The sequence below is a fragment of the Streptomyces monashensis genome (assembly GCF_001866665.1).
In the GTDB taxonomy this organism is placed as follows: domain Bacteria; phylum Actinomycetota; class Actinomycetes; order Streptomycetales; family Streptomycetaceae; genus Streptomyces; species Streptomyces monashensis.
The window spans coordinates 23,586-41,894 of the sequence record NZ_MLYO01000048.1 but is presented as its reverse complement, the minus strand read 5'-3'; the positions used below and the strand labels follow the sequence as shown (position 1 = coordinate 41,894).

20 protein-coding genes are annotated in these 18,309 nt (G+C 70.3%); 18 read left to right on the top strand and 2 right to left on the bottom strand.

From position 1 onward, the window contains the following. Positions 1–241: 241 nt before the first annotated feature. From BIV23_RS27035 to BIV23_RS26965, 15 genes are all read left to right on the top strand, one after another. Positions 242–1,513: a hypothetical protein gene (locus tag BIV23_RS27035; protein ID WP_107471271.1), complete on the top strand. Its 1,272-nt coding sequence runs from the start codon at positions 242–244 to the stop codon at positions 1,511–1,513. 48 nt (positions 1,514–1,561) lie between these two features. Further along, positions 1,562–2,188: a plasmid mobilization protein gene (locus tag BIV23_RS27030; RefSeq protein ID WP_245790659.1), complete on the top strand. Its 627-nt coding sequence runs from the start codon at positions 1,562–1,564 to the stop codon at positions 2,186–2,188. Further along, positions 2,185–3,921 (top strand): relaxase/mobilization nuclease domain-containing protein, encoded by a 1,737-nt coding sequence (locus BIV23_RS27025; RefSeq protein ID WP_071383581.1) that lies wholly within the window; start codon positions 2,185–2,187, stop codon positions 3,919–3,921. Before BIV23_RS27030 ends, BIV23_RS27025 begins: the two co-directional genes overlap by 4 nt. 277 nt (positions 3,922–4,198) lie before the next feature. Continuing rightward, a complete protein-coding gene (locus BIV23_RS27020; RefSeq protein WP_071383580.1) occupies positions 4,199–4,588 on the top strand; it encodes a hypothetical protein in 390 nt (129 codons plus the stop codon). A 135-nt stretch (positions 4,589–4,723) separates the two neighbouring features. Continuing rightward, on the top strand, positions 4,724–5,386 hold the full coding sequence (locus BIV23_RS27015; RefSeq protein ID WP_071383579.1) for an HAD-IA family hydrolase: 663 nt from the start codon (positions 4,724–4,726) through the stop codon (positions 5,384–5,386). Positions 5,387–5,492: 106 nt separating this feature from the next. Continuing rightward, positions 5,493–6,695 (top strand): helix-turn-helix domain-containing protein, encoded by a 1,203-nt coding sequence (locus BIV23_RS27010; protein WP_071383578.1) that lies wholly within the window; start codon positions 5,493–5,495, stop codon positions 6,693–6,695. Between the two features lie 189 nt (positions 6,696–6,884). Continuing rightward, entirely contained in the window at positions 6,885–7,328 is a 444-nt protein-coding gene (locus BIV23_RS27005) for a hypothetical protein (protein WP_071383577.1), read from the top strand. Then, on the top strand, positions 7,325–7,531 hold the full coding sequence (locus tag BIV23_RS27000) for a hypothetical protein (protein ID WP_071383576.1): 207 nt from the start codon (positions 7,325–7,327) through the stop codon (positions 7,529–7,531). Before BIV23_RS27005 ends, BIV23_RS27000 begins: the two co-directional genes overlap by 4 nt. Further along, positions 7,531–7,734, top strand: coding sequence for a hypothetical protein (locus tag BIV23_RS26995; protein ID WP_071383575.1), 204 nt, complete (start codon positions 7,531–7,533; stop codon positions 7,732–7,734). The genes BIV23_RS27000 and BIV23_RS26995 overlap by 1 nt, the downstream gene beginning before the upstream one ends. A 109-nt stretch (positions 7,735–7,843) precedes the next feature. After that, positions 7,844–8,731 (top strand): glycosyltransferase family 8 protein, encoded by an 888-nt coding sequence (locus BIV23_RS26990; protein WP_071383574.1) that lies wholly within the window; start codon positions 7,844–7,846, stop codon positions 8,729–8,731. Continuing rightward, positions 8,728–9,609 (top strand): phosphotransferase family protein, encoded by an 882-nt coding sequence (locus tag BIV23_RS26985; RefSeq protein ID WP_071383573.1) that lies wholly within the window; start codon positions 8,728–8,730, stop codon positions 9,607–9,609. The genes BIV23_RS26990 and BIV23_RS26985 overlap by 4 nt, the downstream gene beginning before the upstream one ends. Continuing rightward, on the top strand, positions 9,606–10,337 hold the full coding sequence (locus BIV23_RS26980) for a glycosyltransferase (RefSeq protein ID WP_071383572.1): 732 nt from the start codon (positions 9,606–9,608) through the stop codon (positions 10,335–10,337). Before BIV23_RS26985 ends, BIV23_RS26980 begins: the two co-directional genes overlap by 4 nt. A 14-nt stretch (positions 10,338–10,351) precedes the next feature. Then, complete coding sequence (locus BIV23_RS26975) at positions 10,352–11,230, top strand: PIG-L family deacetylase (RefSeq protein WP_071383571.1); 879 nt, start codon at positions 10,352–10,354, stop codon at positions 11,228–11,230. Continuing rightward, on the top strand, positions 11,227–11,841 hold the full coding sequence (locus tag BIV23_RS26970; protein ID WP_071383570.1) for a hypothetical protein: 615 nt from the start codon (positions 11,227–11,229) through the stop codon (positions 11,839–11,841). The genes BIV23_RS26975 and BIV23_RS26970 overlap by 4 nt, the downstream gene beginning before the upstream one ends. A 7-nt stretch (positions 11,842–11,848) precedes the next feature. Beyond that, positions 11,849–12,910 carry a glycosyltransferase gene (locus BIV23_RS26965; RefSeq protein ID WP_071383569.1) on the top strand — a complete coding sequence of 354 codons (1,062 nt, stop codon included), beginning with the start codon at positions 11,849–11,851 and terminating at the stop codon, positions 12,908–12,910. Here the strand turns inward: BIV23_RS26965 and BIV23_RS26960 are convergent. Then, entirely contained in the window at positions 12,880–13,923 is a 1,044-nt protein-coding gene (locus BIV23_RS26960; RefSeq protein ID WP_245790658.1) for a phosphotransferase, read from the bottom strand. The genes BIV23_RS26965 and BIV23_RS26960 overlap by 31 nt on opposite strands. 171 nt (positions 13,924–14,094) lie before the next feature. Here BIV23_RS26960 and BIV23_RS52210 point away from each other — a divergent pair, with 171 nt between their 5' ends. Continuing rightward, positions 14,095–14,232 (top strand): peptide deformylase, encoded by a 138-nt coding sequence (locus BIV23_RS52210; protein WP_245790657.1) that lies wholly within the window; start codon positions 14,095–14,097, stop codon positions 14,230–14,232. A 343-nt stretch (positions 14,233–14,575) separates the two neighbouring features. Here the strand turns inward: BIV23_RS52210 and BIV23_RS51165 are convergent, their stop codons facing one another. Then, the gene (locus BIV23_RS51165) at positions 14,576–15,187 is read right to left on the bottom strand and encodes a TetR/AcrR family transcriptional regulator (RefSeq protein WP_071383567.1); all 612 of its coding nucleotides are present in this window, start codon (positions 15,185–15,187) and stop codon (positions 14,576–14,578) included. Positions 15,188–15,274: 87 nt separating this feature from the next. On the opposite strand from BIV23_RS51165, the gene BIV23_RS26945 reads away from it, so the two are divergent. Further along, positions 15,275–15,979, top strand: a complete 705-nt coding sequence (locus tag BIV23_RS26945; protein ID WP_177240044.1) for an LmeA family phospholipid-binding protein — start codon at positions 15,275–15,277, stop codon at positions 15,977–15,979. Between the two features lie 82 nt (positions 15,980–16,061). Continuing rightward, complete coding sequence (locus BIV23_RS26940; RefSeq protein ID WP_071383565.1) at positions 16,062–18,308, top strand: MMPL family transporter; 2,247 nt, start codon at positions 16,062–16,064, stop codon at positions 18,306–18,308. Position 18,309: the final 1 nt, after the last annotated feature.

The window sequence follows — 18,309 nt, the reverse complement described above, 5'->3', positions numbered from 1 at the left end:
CCGCAAAACCGCAGGTCAAGCGATCACGCGAGCGTCCACGCCGTACACGCGCCCAAGCGATCACGCGCGGGGCCCCCTTTAGAAGGGGGCCCGCGTGAACGCCCCTGCGTGAACGCCCCTCACCCCCACCGCACCGCCCCTGGAGAGACCTGACTTGCCCTCCCCTGCCCCGATAGCCCCGGCCGCCGAAGGCGGCACTGCCTCGCTCCTGCCGCACTGGGTTCCCACCCCCGCGATGGCCATGGCGCTTCTTGCCCTGCTCGGCCTGTTCACCGCGTGGATGAAGCGCCGGCAGCGCCGCCGGCCGTCCGGCACCAGCCGCTGGCGCGGTGCCGTCGCAGTGCCCGTCGCGGCCATGGCCGCGCTCGGCTGCACCGCGTACAGCGCGGACACCAGCTGGCGGTTCGCCGCCGACTACCTCGACATGGGCGGCACCGCCGAGCGCGTCGCGATGTTCGCCGCCGCCGAGCTGGCCCTGTTCGCCACCGCCCTGATGGCCCGGCAGAACCTCAACGGCCCGAAGCAGGCACCCGGCCTGCCCGGCACCCTCACCTGGGTCATCACCGCAGTGCAGATCCTGCCCGCCTACGCCGAGTCCGGGCTGGTCGGCGGCACCGTGCGAGCGTTCGTCGGCCCGGTCATGGCCGCGATGCTGTGGCACCTGGCCATGGGCATCGAGCTGCGCCACCACACCCCCGATGCCGCTTCACGCGGCCTGACTGCCGTCCTCGTCCGCCAGGCCCGCGAACGCCTCCTGGCTCGGCTCGGCATCGCTGACCAGGACGCCGATGCCGCCCGCCTCATCCGCGAGCGCGCGCTGAGCGAAGCCGTCGCCCTGATCCTGCGCGCCGAATCGATGGCCGACCAGAAGCGCGGCAGGCGGCGGCAGCGACGCCTGACCGAGCGCCTGCACAAGGCTCTGGAGCGGGCCGGCGTCGACGGGGATCCGCTCCAAGACGAGCTGCTGCTGCGCAAGCTCGCCACCCGCAAGCAGGCCCTCAGCCTCGCCTCCCTCACACTGCCGCCACGCTGGGAGGTCCCGGCCTCCAACCCCGCCCGGGAATCTAGGCGCAGCCGCCCGCGCGCCACCCGCCCGGCACCACTGCCGCGGGCAGAGGACGCTGCCCGCCCACACCCATCAGACCCGGGTGACGACGAGGTGCCTCCGGCTGCCCGCCCGCAGCCCGCCCACCCGGGGCCCGGGCTGCCCGCACGGGCAGAAGCTGAGGACAGCCCTGCGCTCACGGCCAACAGCTCGGGCAGCGTGTCGGGCAGGCGCGAGCGGAAACCGGCTGCCCGGAAGAAGCGCGACGACGGCAAAGCCCGTGCCTCCGACGAGGTCATCCTCAAGCACGCTCGCCGCATCTACGAGGAGACCGGCAGCGTCGGCCGCGACCGGGTCGAGGACGCCCTGCGCGCGGTCGGCTACACCGTCTCCAGCGACGGCGTCGGACGAGTCGTCCGCGAGTTCAAGGCCCAGCTCAAAGCCGCAGCCGGCCATCCACCCCGCTGATCCCCGCAGCACCAGCACTCCCGACCACACCTCGACCCGAAAGGTCCCATGCACACTCCACACCACGAAGACCCCACGCCCCACGAGGAATTCCTGCCGACCACCCCTGCCCCGTCGGGAGCAAGTTGGAGGTCCGGACACTCCCCCGCGGGGGGAGCGCCCGAACTCGACCCCGCCCCGGGGGTGGCGGGGCCCGACCAGCACCAGGGGGCGCCGGACGGGAAGGCTGCGACCGAGGGCGGACCGCAGCCAGGCAAGGCCAGCCGCAAGGCCAAGGCCAGGCGGGGGAAGTCGCGTCCGCGTGACAAGAAGCAGCGCCCCGCTCACAGCGTCCGCCTCAACGAGCTAGAACTCGCCATCATCCAGTCCGGCGCCGACCACGTCGGCATGAGCGTGGCCGGGTTCCTGGCCCACTCCGCGCTCGCCGCTGCCCGCGACCAGTCCCGCACCGCAGCGGCCATCGCCACCGAGCGGGACATCCTGACCGCCCTGTTCGGTGTGCGCCGTCAGCTCGGCTGGGCGGGCAGCAACGTCAACCAGATCGCCAAGGCACTCAACTCGGGTGCCGACGCACCGCACTTCGCCGCCGCCCTCGCCGACCTGCAGCGTGCCGCACAGGCCGTCCAGCGAGCAGCCGACAGGGTCGCCAACGGGCAGGAGGGCGAGGCGGCTTGATCCCCCGGATCCACCAGCAGGGCAGCAACACCCTCGGGCTCCTGTACTACCTGTACGGCAAGGGCACCCACGAGGAGCACATCGACCCCCACCTGGTCGCCTCCTTCGACGGCATGGCCCCCGACCCCGGCCGCGACCCCTCGGCGACGAAGGAGGACCTCCAGCACCTCCTCGATCAGCCCCTCGCCCTCCTCGCCGCAGACCAGCGCCCCTCAAAGCATGTCTGGCACTGCTCCGTGCGCGCCGCGCCGGACGACCCGGTCCTGTCGGACGAGCAGTGGGGCGACATCGCCCGCCGCGTGGTCGCTGCCACCGGCATCGACCCGGGCGACGGCGCCGGCTGCCGCTGGGCAGCCGTCCGGCACGCCGACGACCACATCCACATCATCGCCACCCTCGTCCGCGAGGACGGCCGCCGCCCTGACCACCACCGCTCCGGCAAACGCGCCCAGAACGAGTGCCGCCTCATCGAGAAGGATCTCGGTCTGCACCAGGTCACGCCCGGCGACGGCACCGCCGCCAAGCGTCCCACCAGCGCCGAACGCCACAAGGCCGACCGCCAGGGCCAGCAGCGCACACCGCGCGAGCAGCTCCGCGAAACCGTTCGCCAGGCGGCAGCCGGCGCCACCAGCGAGGAGGAGTTCTTCGACCGGCTCGCCTCCGCCGGTCTGCTGATCCGCCAGCGGATCGCTCCGTCGGGAGACCGCCTCGGCTATACCGTCGCCCTCCCCGGAGACCGCAACAAGGACGGCGAGCCCGTCTTCTTCTCCGGGTCCAAGCTCGCCCCCGACCTGTCCCTTCCCCGCATCCGCGAACGGTGGATCCCTCCCGCAGATGCCGCCACTGCGGCGGGCGGACCCCGGCCGGATAAGCCGGCCGTGCCGGACGTGACAGGTCCCGCGTTCGCACGACGCCGGGCCAGCGCCGCCACGTGGCAGGCCCTACTGATCATCGACCACGGCGACGACAGCATTGCAGCGGCTCAGATCGCCGCCGCAGGGGAGATCCTCGACGCGCTGGCCAAGACCTCCGCCGCCCACACCCGCACCGAACTCCGCGAGGCGGCCCTCGCGTTCGAGCGGGCCACCCGCTCCCACATCAAGGCCGTACGCGGGCACGACCGCGCCCTGCGCCAGGCCGCCCGCGACCTCGTCCACAGCGGACCAGCACTCGGCCGCGGCGAGGACGGCGCCACCACCGCCATGCTCATCGACATGGCCTTCTTCCTGGCCATCGCGGCGGCGAACTGGCACGCCAAGAGGCACCACGCCCAGCAGGCGAAAGCCGCCCGCCAGACGGCCGAACACCTCCGCGCCGCCTACCAGGCCGCCGCAACCCAACCCATGGCCGACCTCGGTCAGCGAGGCCGCCGCATGCCCCAGCTCCTGCGGCACCGGCAGGTGGCCGTCCTGCGCCACGCAGTCCCCGACCTGGCCGAACAGATCCTGGCCGAACCCGGCTGGCCCGCCCTGGCCGCCACCCTCGCCGACGCCCAAGACGCCGGCCACAACCCGGCCACCCTGCTCACCGAAGCCACACGACGACGGGAGCTCGACACCGCCACCTCCATCAGCGACGTCCTCGTCTGGCGCCTGCGCCGCAGCGCCCACCTGCCCGCCGCCCCGGAAAACCCCCAGGACACACCCGCCCCAGACAAGCACCGCGCCCCGTCCCCGACGCCCGCCGCACAACCCCCGAGCCGGGCAGCGAACGGCACAGCCCGCCAGCGCTGACCGGACAAACGCAGGCGGAAGGTAGCCGACGATCCCCGGTTACCGAAACCGGGGATCCTCCGGACCATTTGATACCCACAAACCCCACGCCACGCCCCTGGCCCCGCCGTCCCCACAGCAGTCGAGCACGCATCCCCCCACCGCCGGACCGCGCCCGACAAACACCCCCGTATGAAGGCCCTCGCACGTCATGCCCCGAGCACCGCCTGCCCGCACACCCCCGAACCGCCCACCAGCACCAACCGATCTCACGACACCGCACACAAGGAAACCGCCCGTGCCCTCCACCGTCCGCCCCGAAGTCGTCCTCCTCATCACCAAGTTGGACTTCAGCCACCCCGACATCCGAACGCGCCCGTACCACCGCGACGGACGCCCGTTCACCCGCGCCGAGCGCGACCTGCTGGTCACCTTCACCCCGGAGGAAAAGGCCGCCGCGAAGGCGCAGATGCAGCTCGAAGCCGAATGGCAGCGTGAACTCGACGAGATGAAGGACGCCTTCGTCGATCTGCTCATGAAGTACTTCGCCAAGCTCCCCAAGGGATCCGTGGTCGACGACGCCGTCGCCATCATGACCGACGAGGACTACGCAGAGTTCGAACGCCTCGCCGAGATCGTCACCGCGGAAGACACCCTCGAATACCGCGCCCTGCACGAAGACAACTGACCGGCCGCGCACCAACGGCGGCAGCATCCAGGCAGACGTGTCGGAGTCGCCGGAGGAAGTGCAAGGCTTGTCGGCATCCGCGTTCTCGGCGCGCGGTAGCGTCTTTGTGAGGCCGAGGGAGAGGGAGCACGCAGCATGCCGCAGCCCATGGGCACCACGGACCATCAAGCCAAGCATGGGCTCATCCTGGACTTCGCCGGGGTGCTGACCGCTGATCCGCTCCCCGTGCACCGCGCGTGGTGCGAGTCGGAAGGGCTTCCCCCGGAAGCGTGGCGTGCCACCCTCAACGATGACCCTGAAGGTCGGCGGCTGTACGCGGCGCTAGAGGTCGGCGAGATCGACCAGGCAGAGTGGAACAAGCGCACTGCGGCCCTTCTCGGTGCCCATGTCGCGCCGGACAACCTGATGGGGCGGGCATGGTCTGCGGTACCCGCCGCTCGGCGTATGGCCGCGCTCGCGCGCACCGCCAAGGGTGCGGGATACCGGGTCGCTCTGTTGTCGAACAGCTTCGGCACGGATCCGTTCAACCCGTACGAGCACACCGGTATTTGGGGGTTGTTCGATGTGCACGTCATCTCGGAGCAGGTCCGCATGGCGAAGCCCGACCCGGCCATCTATGAGCTGACGTTGGAGCGTCTCGGGCTTCCTCCACAGGCATGCGTGTTCGTTGATGACCACCCTCGGAACCTCCCGCCAGCCGAGGCCCTGGGTATCACCACGGTCCTCGCGACGGACGAAGCGGCCACGGTGGCCGAGCTTGAGGCACTCCTCGGTGTGAGCGCCGAGCTTTCCGTCTAGCGGCGACTTCCAGCCAACTCACTGTTCCTGTGGTGCCCATGGGTGTTGCCGGTCGTAAAGCAGTGGGTACGGTCCGTGCTTGGCCGATCGGGGAGGAGCTGCTGGCATGCAATGGTCCGAGTACAGCACCGCTGAACGGCTCAAGACGCTGCGCGGTGCCATGACGCAGGAGCAGTTGGCGGAAGCCGCCAACGTCTCCGTGGGTGTTGTGCGGAAGCTGGAACGTGGCGGCACCGCTTCTCTTCCCTCGCTTCTGTCCATTGCCTCTGCTCTTGGGACGGACATCGCCGTGCTCCTCGGCCAGCAGGCGCCCCGTCGCTCCATGGACCGCGACGAGCGGGCAGCGCTGCGCACGCTGTCTGCTGCCACGCACGATGCCGCGATCGGCATCCCCACCGACAGCGATCCGGGCACCGTCGAAGAACTCCGTGGTGTCGTTCGGCGCGCTGACGCGGCCTACTGGGCGGGCCGCTACACCGAGCTCGGTGCGTTGCTCGGCGCCCTGCTGCCCGAAGCCCGCACCCGATACGACGTGGCGGAACTCGACGAGCGGGAGGCCGCGGCCGGCGTCCTGGCCGATGTCTTCCAGACTGCTGGGATGGCCGCGAACGTGTGGGGTTCGCGGGACCTTGCGTATGCGGCGCTCACCTACGGCCGGCAGATCGCCGTGCAGGCCGGCGACGATCTGCGGGATGCGCACCTGGCCGCCACCACGGCGTGGGTGAATCTCCGCGACGGGCGCACGGCGCAAGGGTTCGCGCTCGCTGCGGCTCAGGCCGACCGGATCGAGCCGAAGATGTCCGAGCACGATCCAGAGCGGCTCTCGGTGTACGGGCAGCTCGTCACGAACGCTGCTGTGGCCGCGTCCCGGGGTGGCGCCTCGCCGGACACGGCGCGGGAGTACCTCTCCCAGGCGCATGCGGTCGGCGCCCGCCTGGGGGCGGAGCATGCTCGTGGTCGGCATGCCCAACCATTCGGGCCGCTCTATGCCGCCACGCAGGCGATGAGCATCGCCGTTGCCCTCGGCGACACCGGCGGTGCGCTCCGGCTCATGGACACAGTCCGGCTGGACGACACGGTGCCCCTCGCCACTCGGGCCCGGTACGGCCTCGACGTGGCGTTGACGCATGTGGAGTGCCGTCGGTGGGACCAGGCTGCCGACACCCTGGAAAAGGTCTGCGGCATGGCGCCGGGGTGGGTGCGGCACCAAATGCTGCCCGGAGTGATCATCTCTCGCCTCGCCGGAGTGTCCGTCGCGCGGCTCCGCGGGCTCGCCCACGCGGCCGGTGTGCCCCTCGCCGTCCGCTGATCGCTCACCGCCACGCTCCGTAGCAGCCCACACAGCCGCCACCAGCCCGGCTGCCACGCTCCGTAGCAGTCCTGCTGGAGAAACAAACGTGCAGCAGCACGGGACGTGGCAGTCCGCCGCGTCATGACTTCGCGGCGCCGCCACGAGCCGTGCCTGTCCTGGGCACACCACCGACAGCACGCTGGCCGCATGCCGAAATCCCCATGCGGCGGCATCGGACACGTGCCGGTTGCCGTCTACTCCTGTGCGGCCGAATCGGCCGCTGCCCGCGAGGCCGAGCGCCGCGCACGCCACTACGCCGACGCCCGACACTGGCATGTGACCGGCGCCTGGTCCGACGACGACCCGTGCGTGCCGTTGGACGCCCGCCCGGCTTGGGCGGCTGTCACGAGCGCACTGTCCTCTGGCCTGGTCCGCGGCATCATCGTCGCCGGAATCTCCCACCTCGCCGAAGACGCCGGACAGTTCGCCGCACTCGGTGTCCTCATTCGTGACCGGGGCGGCTTCCTCGCCGAGGCCACGTCCCCACCGGCCCGCCAGACCCCCGGGCAGCACGAACGCCGACGCATCTTGCTCGAAGCTTCCTCGGGCTGGTGGCTGTGGAAAGACCTGGTGCCTGGAGCCGTCTCGTGACCCGGGCACAGGCGGAGGTCGGCGACCTGGTCGAGGGCGCTGACGGACGTCACGCCATCGTCACCGACATCAAGCAGGGCACGGCGTGGGTCCTGCGTCCGGAGTCGGGCAGCCCCACAACTCAGTGGGAGACGGACGAGCCCGACACCCTCCACGTCATCGAGACGCGCACAGACCGCCTGAGCCGAAAGAAGACCACCTGATGCGCAGCCGCCACAAAGCCCGTGGTGGGGCCGTCGATTCGGTCGAGCGGTTCTGCATCGGCGTGTGGTTCACCGGCCAGCTCGCTGCCGTATTCACGCTCGGCACGTTGATTACCAACGACCATGAGGACCTCGCCGCCGGCCAGCGGCCGACGGTCAGCCAACCGGATGTCGGCCCGCACGAAGCCGACCGCGCGTTCTAACTCCTGCTCTCCGCTGCCAGCCCAGCTCAGCCGCAGGGCAAGCAGACGCTGGCGGTTCAGTTCATCGCCAGATCTCTTTCCTACACCACGCCCGGAAGGCGGACCCGCCGTGTACGCGTTCGGCATCTGCATCGACCGGCACTACCTCACCCCCGGCCTCGCCACGATCACCTCCCTGGCGGACAGCCTCAGCCCCCGCGCCCGCAAGGCCGCAGCACTGCGCTTCCTCACCTTCGACCTCGGAGCACCACAGGTGCAGCTCCTGGCCCACCTCTCCAAACGGGTCGGCTTCGGCTCCTTCGCCCTGGCCCGCCGCTCCCCGCTTCGCTCCGCACGGATGGCGGACACCTCGTACATCACCGTCACCACCTATCTGCGCTTCGAGTTCACGCCCAACTTCGTCCGCCGCCCGTACCTGATCTACGTGGACGCCGACGTCCTGGTCTGCGACGACCTGACCACCCCGCTCCACGCTCTCCGCCCCGGCGAGGTCGGCGCCGTACGTGACGAGTTCAACCCGGCAGTCGGTCGCTGTCCCGCTCTGCCGGGTGCCGTGGACCGCTGGCCGCGTCTGAGGGACCGTCCCTACTTCAACGCCGGTCTCCTGTGGGCTCACACCGCCGATCTGCCACGTATCCGACACGGCGTCGAGCAGACCCTGGCCAGACACCGCAGGCACATCCTCCACAACGACCAGGACGCCCTGAACCTGTGGCTCCTCCACACCGGCCGCGTGCGGGCGGCCGACGCCGCATACAACCGGTTCGAAGTGGTCCGGTACCTCGAACGCGGCGACTGGGTACGCCGCGTCATCACCCGCCCCTTGCGGCCGGACCCGGCCGCCCGCCTCATCCACTTCGTAGGCCCGGAGAAACCGTGGCAGGCGGACTGTCCCGATACGGACGACGTACGGGAGTACCGCACTCTCCTGAAGCGGACCCTGCGACACGTCCGCGCGCTGGGCGCCGCCCATCCCGAGCCGGCGGGCCTTCGATGACCCCGCCGCCCGCCATGGTCGCCCGCGCGTGCAGCACCCTCCTCGGGACACCCGCCTGGAGCGCGGAGCGCCTGTCGGCGGGTTCCCGAACGGCCGTGTTCCGGGCCGGCCTCCGAGACGGCCGAAGCGTGATCGTGAAGCTGTACGACCACACTGCCCGCAGCAACGCGCTGACCGAGGCCGCCGCCATCCGCGCGGCTGGAGTCGCTGTGCCTGTCCCGCAAGTCCTCGGCAGCAGCACCATCAGCAGCGAGGGAGCCACCGCGCTCATCACCTCTGACCTCGGCGCACACACACTGGGTGCCGCCATTCGTTCCGGCCATATCCCGCATGCCCAAGCCCTCAAGGACCTCGGCGGCCTCCTCGCGCGCCTGCACCGAGCCCCGGTCGAGCAGGCGGTGCCACGCCGCCCGTTCTTCGACTCGGTCTCCTCCCTGGCCCGCCGCTGCCCACCCGAGCTGATGAACCGGATCGGGCCCGCCCTCGCCGTCGTCGCCGACACGCCGGAGCGTGTACCCAGCGTGTGGTGCCACGGCGACATCCACTTCGACAACGTCGTCCTCTCCGGCCCGCGCGGCACGCGCTACCTGGTCGACTTCACCGATGCCGCGCCTGGCCGGCGAGAGGCGGACGTGGCCCACGCCCTCGTCATGACCGCAGCCCACACTCCATGGGACCGCCGCACGCTGCTCGACGCCTACGCGGCGCCCCTGGGCGACATCCGGCTCTCGGCTTGGACGGTCATCCACACCGCCCGCTGCTGGGCCCACGCCACGCCCGGCGCCAGCCGCCGCTTGTGGTCGGACCGCCTGGCCGAACTGGCACGTCAGACACCGCACCTCTTCCGCACACCACGCAGCGAAGGGATATCCCGATGACCAGCCCTGGACTGACAGTGGTCATTCCAGCCCACAACGAAGCCACCTACCTGCCCCGCTACCTCCCCACCGTCCTCGCCTCCCTCGAACGCTGGCAGGAGACAAGTGGTGAACGGGGAGAGGTGATCGTGGTGGACAACGCCTCCACCGATGCCACTGCCGACATGGCCGCCTCCTTCGGCGTCCGAGTGATCAGCGAGACCGTCCGCAATATCGGCCGGGTACGCAACACCGGCGCGGCTGCCGCGGAAGGCCGCAGGCTGTTCTTCACGGACGCCGACGTCGCCCTGCCCATGGAGGCCATCACCGCCGCGGCCACCGCCATGGACGACGGCGCCGTCGGCGGTGCCATCCCGCCCCTCTACACACCCAAGCGACTCGGCGCACGACTGCTCTGCGCCTACTGGGACCACTACCGCACCAACCACGGCGGCGCACAGGGCGTCGCCCAGTTCGCCACCGCAGCGGCCTTCCAAGCGGTCGGCGGATACCGCGACGACCTGTTCATGAGCGAGGACGTCGAGTTCTTCCACCGCCTGACGGCCCACGGCCGCAGCAAGAACGCACCGGTCGTGATCCTCGACGATCTGCGCGTACGCCCCTCCACCCGCCGTTACGACCAGTGGTCCAGTCTCCGGATGCTTTGGTGGCAGAACCCCGTCACCGCCCGGCTGCGGCTCAACTCCCCGCGTATGTGGCGCCACTGGTACCAGACCACTGTCCGATGACCCCGGAGCCCGCCATGACCGTGACGCCGCCCGTACCGGACGCGGAAGGGATCTACACCTTCCCCGACGACCTCATGCGCGCCCACCAGCAGTGGACCGAGCGCCTGGCAGAACGCCACCGCGCCCACGACCACCGGATCATTGAGCTCAAGGCCCCGCACAGCGGGCACCGCTACTTCATCGAGATGCGCCGCCCTGTCGGCCGCCCGGTGCTCGCCATCGAACCGCACCACGACGACTTCGCCCTGTCCGCCTCCGGAACCTTCCTCGCCCATCCCCGACCGCTCACCGTGAACACGGTGTTCACCCGCTCCACCAGCGTCCACCCGGCCGTGGAGGACACCTACGGCACCGAGGCCGTCGTATCCGACCTGCGCAGCCGGGAAGGAGCGGCTGCCCTGGCACCCTTCGCCGCCGACCGGATCCTCCTCGGCCATCAGGACGCCGAGCCCCCGTACCGCCCGTTCGGCCAAGACCGCCTGGACCGGATCACGGACGAACTCCGCGAGATCGTCGAAGCCCACCCCGAGGCCGAACTCCTCGCTCCGGCTGCCGTCACCCGCCACCCCGACCACCTCCTCGTACACGCGGCAGCAGTACGCCTCGGATGTCGCTGGTTCTGGGAAGACCTCGCGTTCTGGCCCACCTACGCCCTCGCCGGCTGCGACCAGCACCTCTTCCGAGCACGTACCGGGCTCGCCCTGGCCCCCGAGCTCGTCGACATCACCGCCGTCGTCCTCGACAAGACCACGGTCCTCCACATGCACGGCTCGCAGATGCACCCAGCACGGAAGATGTACCGGCCGATCCGGCACGCGTGGACCACGGCGGCCGACCTCCTGAGCGGCACGGGAGCCTTCGCAGAACGCTTCTACCGGACGGAGTCGCTGTGAAGATCATCGCCCTCGAAGGGCCCTCGTACGCCGGAAAGTCGACTGTGATTCGACACCTGCGCACGCGCGGCATCGAGGAGCAGGCCTTCGTCTCGGACTGCTACGTCCAGCACATCGCCCGCCGCGCCGACATCCCACCCGCCCGTACCGCATCCGCAGCGGAACAGCTCGCCGCGTTCGAGACGTTCATGGGCATCGAAGGCGCTCGCGTGCGCCGGGTGCTCGTCAGCGCCAAACCGGTCGTCATTCTCGATCGCTCGGTGGACACCCTGCTGGCTCATGCTCACGCGCTCGACGCCCTGTTCGGCTACGACGTCCACCATCGCCTGCGCGACCGCCTCCAGGAGCTGCCGTTCCTGCGCCCCCACCACACCCTCTACCTCGACGTACCCGCCGAAGAGCTGGCCCTGCGACGCAAGTCGGCCGGGCACACGGCGGCCGAGTCCGAGTACTTCCTTCACGAGCCGGCGTTCCTCGCGCACGCTCGGGACTACTTCATCTCCGCAGCGCAGCCGCCGGTGTCGCGGGAGGTGACCGTCATCCCCGCCGACACCAGCCAGGAGGCAGTCGCGCACGCGGTGGAAGCCCTCGTCACGTACTGGACCAGGTGACCGCCCCATGCCTACAGCTCTCTTCGCATGGCGGCGTACCCCGCCTCCGTTTCTCATCGGCGGAGCGGAGGTCACCCAGCAACTCCTCGCCGAAGAACTCGCGGCAACCGGATGGCGCACCATCTACCTCGGCTCCCACCAAGCGCCCTGGGACCAGACCCCACAGACCGCCCAGATGCGGACCTTCCTCGACGAGCACAACACCGCGTACGAGGAGACCCAGGAGGGCCTCCACTACAGGTGGAACGGGGTGTACTGCCTCGCCGTACCGCAGCAGCGGATCACGTCAGCTCTCCGGGGCGTGCTGACCCAGGCACGACCGGATGTGGTGTTCACCTCGCAGGAAGGCGCGGCCGACATCGTCGCCCAAGCCCGGCCCGCCGCCCTCGTCGCAGGAATCCTGCACTCGATCTCCAAGACGGGACTCGGCGTCCTCTCCGGCAGCCCTCACCACGGACTGGCCGTCTCCGAATTCGTTCTCCGGCTAGCACCCCCGACCGACGGCACACAACTGTCCGTCCTGTATCCGCCCTTCACACCGCCCAAGCCGTGGCAGCACCGCCGCGAGAGAGCCAGGGCCGTGCTCATGGTCAACCCGATCCCGGCGAAAGGCGCCGACCTGGTGCACCAGCTCATCCGCCGCATGCCCGAACAGCGCTTCACCCTGGTGGAAGGCTGGTGGAACACGGCCGAGCAGTTCGCCGGCTACCCCAACGTGACCTACGTGCCCCGGGTCTACGACATGAGTCCCCTCTACCGCAGCCACCGCCTCCTGCTCGTGCCATCCACGGTGCAGGACGCATTTCCCCGCGTCATCATCGAAGCCGCACTGCACGGGACCCCGAGCATCGGCAGCGACCGGGGCGGCATCCCCGAAGCCATAGGTAACGCGGGCATCGTGCTTCCCGCCGAGGCCGGCGCGAAGGAGTGGGCGCAGGCCATACGCGCCACTGACCACCACACCCTGGGGGAGCAGGCGCGGCGACGAGCGACCGCCTTCACCCGCCCCCGCCTGCCGGACCTCGAACGCCTCGGGATCTACCCCGCGGCGAACGCGTCCTCGACCTGATCCAGCCGATCCGTCCACCAGTGCAGCAGCACCTCGTCCGCAGTGAAGAGCTCATCGAAGGAGAAGTCACCGCGGTCGTAGTGGAACTCCAGCTGCCAGAAGTCCGTCACCCGCTTCCACCACAACCGACGAACACCGTCCACCAGCGCAGACGGCTCCAGCGGCACCACCGACCGATACCCACCGACGAAGGCAGACACCCGCGCGAGGTCGAACACCCCGCCCACTCCGAACTGCACCTGCGCCGTCCGTACGACTTCTTCCGCGTACGGACGCACCGCGACCCGGTCCCAGTCCAGGACGGCGGCGAGTTCCCCGCCTTCCCACAGCAGATTCCGGTACTGCACGTCGCCATGCGTCCACCCGTGATCACCCTCAGGTGTCGAAGATCGCGGACGATGATCGGCGTACTTGAAGACGAGGGCCCGCCGGTGGTCCAAGGCAGCAGCGACTTCCTTGTCGAAGTCGCTGCCTGTGCCCTTGTCGCGTACGGCCGCGGACAGCCGCCCGGCCTTCTCCACCGCCCGCTCCGGCGACGTGACGTCTGCGCTGATCGTCTCTGGCACCCCTGGCAGCAGCCCTCGACCGCAAGCCCTGCCCAGACTCGCGTGCAGGCGTCCCAGGTGCACGCCCAGTGCGTTCACCTGGATCAAGGTGAGATCAACACCCCGGACATGGGAGCCGGCCACCCACGGGAACAGACACCAGGCGCCACCGCCGACCTGCGCCACAAGGGACCCCGAGATCGTGAGGATGGGAGCACTCACCGGGACACCCTCGGCGCCGAGAGCCGCCAGCACGCCGAGATTGCGCTGCAACCGCTCCAGCGAGGCATCCGTGACCCGCTTCAAAGCGAACGACCCGACCGGGGTGTCCAGCCTCCAGTTCGCGTTCATCAGCCCGTCAGCGAGATAGCGACGCTCCCGTACGCCTCCGAGATCGTAGGCATCGATCAACTCTGAGAGCACACTGTCGGCGATATCGCTTCGGGCCGCCACGGTGGCATCAATCACCCCACGGACGATACGGGAGTACACCCCATCCGAGCACAACGATCACCCGGACGCCTGCAACTCTTCCCGGCACCTGCGTTGACGAAGGCGGTGGCATCGGCCGCTCCTTTCGGTGATCGCAGGGCTGATCAGCTCCGACGAGGCCAACCGCATCGCGAGACTCGCAGCGCCGTGGGACATTCGGCGGAGACGGACGAGCAGTACGAGGGCTGCCTGAGCTTCTTCGACGTCCGCGGGCTCGTCCCTCGCCCAATGAGAATCACGGTGGAGGCCACCACCCTGGCCGACGAGACCACGACCACCGTCTAAGAACGTGGCCTCGCCCGCCTCATCCACCACGAGGTCGACCACCCCTCGACGGCCTGCTGTGCACCACGCGCATGAGGACCGGCGGCGAGCCCATCCCGGCGGAGGAATATCGGCAGACCCGCCGGGCCCGGGCATACGAGTAGGTCACAGCCCTTCTTGTCACTGGCTGCGGGCGGGTTCGGCCTATTCCGATGGGGACCATTCCCGCTGTTCAGCATCGCCGCGGGCGTGAGCGACGCATGAGCGACGGCGCGGCACGGTGCGCCACAAAGCGGACCCTGTAGCCCGACCCGGCCTCGTCAGGTCCTTACGCCTGAGCGCTGCGTCTCATACTCAAGGCGGTTCAGTGCGCTTCGCGAACGGTCTCGAACGCCTCGCGCAGCAGCATCACGAAGTGGTCGGCGGAGCGGCGGTCCGAGGCGTCCGTGTGCTGGGCGGCGTGGGCGATGAGGGCGCTGCGGATGGCGGCCACGCAGACGCGGGCGAGTACCTGGGTGCGCAGGTCGCCGTGGTCCGGCAGCCGCTCGGCGAGCGCGTCGGCGATGGCGGCCTCGATGTCCCAGAGCACGCGAGTGCGGCCGGGGCCCGCGGACAGGTCGCGGGGCGGGGCACCGACGAAGAGGATGGCGAGGCCGCCGTCGAGTTCCCCGGCGGCGGCCAGGAGTCCGTTGAGGACCGCGGTGAGCGGGGTCTCGTCGGCGGGGCGCCGCGGGATCTCCCGGCGCAGCAGCGGCAGGAGGTCTTGGATCTCCGCGAAGACGAGGTCTTCCTTGGAAGGGAAGTAGCGGAAGAAAGTGCGTTCCGTCACGCCGGCCGCAGCGGCGATGTCCTTGACCGTCGTGCTCTGGTAGCCGTGCTCGGCGAACATGCGGGCGGCTGTGTGCAGCAGCGCCCCCCGCGTAGCGGCCTTCTTCCGGTCCCGCCGCCCCAGTTCGCGTCCACCCTCCTCGTTCATCCGTTCATCCTGACATGCCCTGAACGCGACCCGGTCCGCAGCCCTCCGCAAAGTGTCATGACTGACATGTTATGTATCGTGTCAGTCATGACACTTTTTGGTCGGCTGATATCCCGCGCCGGTGCGCGGCGTCGCGCCACGATCGCCGTGGTGACCGCGCTCGCCCTGAGCGGCACCGTGGGCATGGCCGAGCTCGTCTGCCGGAACCGGATCGGCGAACGGTTCGCGACGGAGGCCGGAAAACGCCTCGGCAGGACCCCGAGCGTCGACCTAGGCGCCACACCCGCGCTGCTGCAGCTGGCCCGGGGCTCGTTCCCGGACGTCGAGCTGACGGCGGACGGCGTGACGGTCCGCCGCATGTCGGGGCTCGGCATCGATGCCCACCTGCACCAGGTGCGACGAGGCGGCCACACCGTGACGGTGCGGTCCACCACCGTCGACGTCGACGTCCCCGCCGCCTCCCTGGCGGACGGCTCGCTCCAGGGCCTGGGCGGCGAGGTGGTTCCGAGCCCGGAGACCGGGCAGCTGATCGTCCGTCTCGGCCGGGCGGGCGCGCTCACCGTCCCGGTCACACCCGCCCTGCACGGCGACACGATCCGGGCGGTGCCCGGCCGACCGGCCTTCAACGGCGCTCCCCTGCCGGGCGCCCTGTCGCACAAGGTCACGGACATGGCCGAGCGCTCCGTCGAACTGACTGATCTCCCTTTGGCGTTGGAGCCGCGGCGGCTGGCTGTCACCGATGACGGCCTGCGTCTCACCCTGCGCGGCAGCCCGGCCCCGTTCCACGCCTGACCGGCAGGCCCATCCCCCTCGCGGGCCCCTCCCCGACCGTGCCGCTCGCCCATGCACATCCCCCTCAAGGAGCACCTTTTCCATGGCTACCCTGCTCTACCGGATCGGCCGCGGTGCCTTCAGGCACCGCCGGGCGGTGCTGGCCGCCTGGCTGCTGACACTGACCGCAGTGGTCACCTGTGTGATCACCTTCGGCGGCACGACCAACGACGAGTTCACCGTCCCGGGCTCACCGGCCCAGACCGCGATGGACACCCTCAAGACCGAGCTGCCCTCGGCGGCCGGCACCAGCGCCCAGATCGTCTTCGTGGCCCCCAAGGGCCACAAGATCACCGAACCGCAGTACGCCAAGGCGGTCAGCGCAACCATGGCGGATGCCGACAGGGCCCCGCAGGTCGTCGGCGTCACCGACCCGGTGCAGAGCAAGGTCATATCGCCGGACCGCACGGCCGCCCTCGGCCAGGTCCGCTACCAGGTCAGCAGGGCCGACCTGCACGACGACAGCCTCACCTCGCTGGAGAAGACCACCCAGCCGGCGAAGGACGCCGGACTCACCGTCGAGGTCGGCGGGTCCGCCTACGGCAGCAGCAAGAGCACCGGCCACACCAAGGAACTGATGAGCCTGGCCGTCGCGCTCGTCGTGCTGACCATCACCTTCGGCTCACTGTTCGCCGCGGGCATGCCCCTGCTGACGGCGATCACCGGTGTCGCCATCACCCTGCTCGGCCTCTCGGCGCTCACCGGCGTCCTGACCATCTCCAGCACCGCGCCCTCCCTGGCCTCGATGCTGGGTCTCGCGGTCGGCATCGACTACGCCCTGTTCATCCTCTCCCGCCACCGCTCCCAGCTCGCCACCGGCATGGACACCGAGGAGTCCGCGGCCCGCGCCACCGCCACCGCCGGCAGCGCGGTCGTCTTCGCCGGCCTCACCGTGATCATCGCGCTGTGCGGCCTGGCCGTCGTCCGCATTCCGTTCCTGACCGTCATGGGTGTGGCCGGTGCCGCCGCCGTACTGATCGCCGTCGGCGTGTCCACGACGCTCCTGCCCGCCCTGATGGGCTTCGCCGGGGAACGGCTGCGGCCGAAGCCGGGCTCACGCACCGCCCGTCGCGAGCAGGCGGCCCACGGCGAAGGGCACAGCCGACGCAGGCCGATGGGCGAACGCTGGGGCAGGATCGCCATTCGCCGTCCGCTGCTCACCCTGCTGGCCGTCCTCCTCGGCCTGCTCGCCGTCGCCGTCCCGGCCCGCGACCTCCAGCTCGCCCTGCCCGACAACGGATCGGCCCCTGTGGGCAGCAGCCAGCGGCAGGCGTACGACACCGTCGCCGAGAAGTTCGGCCCCGGCTTCAACGGCCCGCTGCTCGTCCTCGCCGACACCTCCCACACCGGCACCCCTCAGCACGCCACGGCCACGCTCGTCAAGGACCTGAAGGCAGACGACGGCGTCGCCGCGGTCGGGAAGCCGCAGGTCATCGAACACGGGGACGCGGCGGTCATCCAGGTGGTGCCGAAGACCGGTCCCTCGGACCAGAAGACCAAGGACCTCGTCGAGCACATCCGCAACGAGGCAGGCGACTGGCACAAGCAGACCGGTGCCGAGGTGTCGGTGACCGGTACGACGGCCGTGAACATCGACGTCTCCGACCGGCTCGCGAGCTCGCTCGTCCCGTTCGCACTGGTGGTCGTCGGCCTGTCCCTGCTGCTGTTGCTCCTCGTCTTCCGGTCGGTGATCGTGCCGGTGAAGGCCAGCCTGGGCTTCCTGCTGTCCGTGGCCGCCACCTTCGGAGCGGTCGTGGCCGTATTCCAGTGGGGCTGGCTCTCCGGGCCCCTGGGGATCGCCGAGACCGGGCCGATCGTCAGCATCCTGCCCATCCTGGTGATGGCGGTGCTGTTCGGACTCGCCATGGACTACGAGGTGTTCATGGTCAGCCGCATGCGCGAGGCGTACGTCCACGGCGCCAAGCCACGCGATGCCGTCCTGGCCGGCTCGCGCCACGCCTCCCGGGTCGTCACCGCCGCCGCACTGATCATGTTCGCAGTGTTCGCGAGTTTCATCCCCGGCGGCAGCTCCATGCTCAAGCCGATCGCCCTCGCCCTCGCCGTCGGCGTCTTCATCGACGCCTTCCTGGTCCGCATGACCCTCGTCCCCGCGGTCCTCGCCCTGGTCGGGCGGTCGGCCTGGTGGCTGCCGAAGTGGCTGGAGCAGCTGCTGCCCCAGGTCGACATCGAGGGCGAACGGCTGAACGGCGACCACGGCACCGAGGCCGACGCCCCCGGGCACGGTGAGCCGGTCACCGCAGGCAGCGGCCTCGACGGCCGGACCCTCTAGC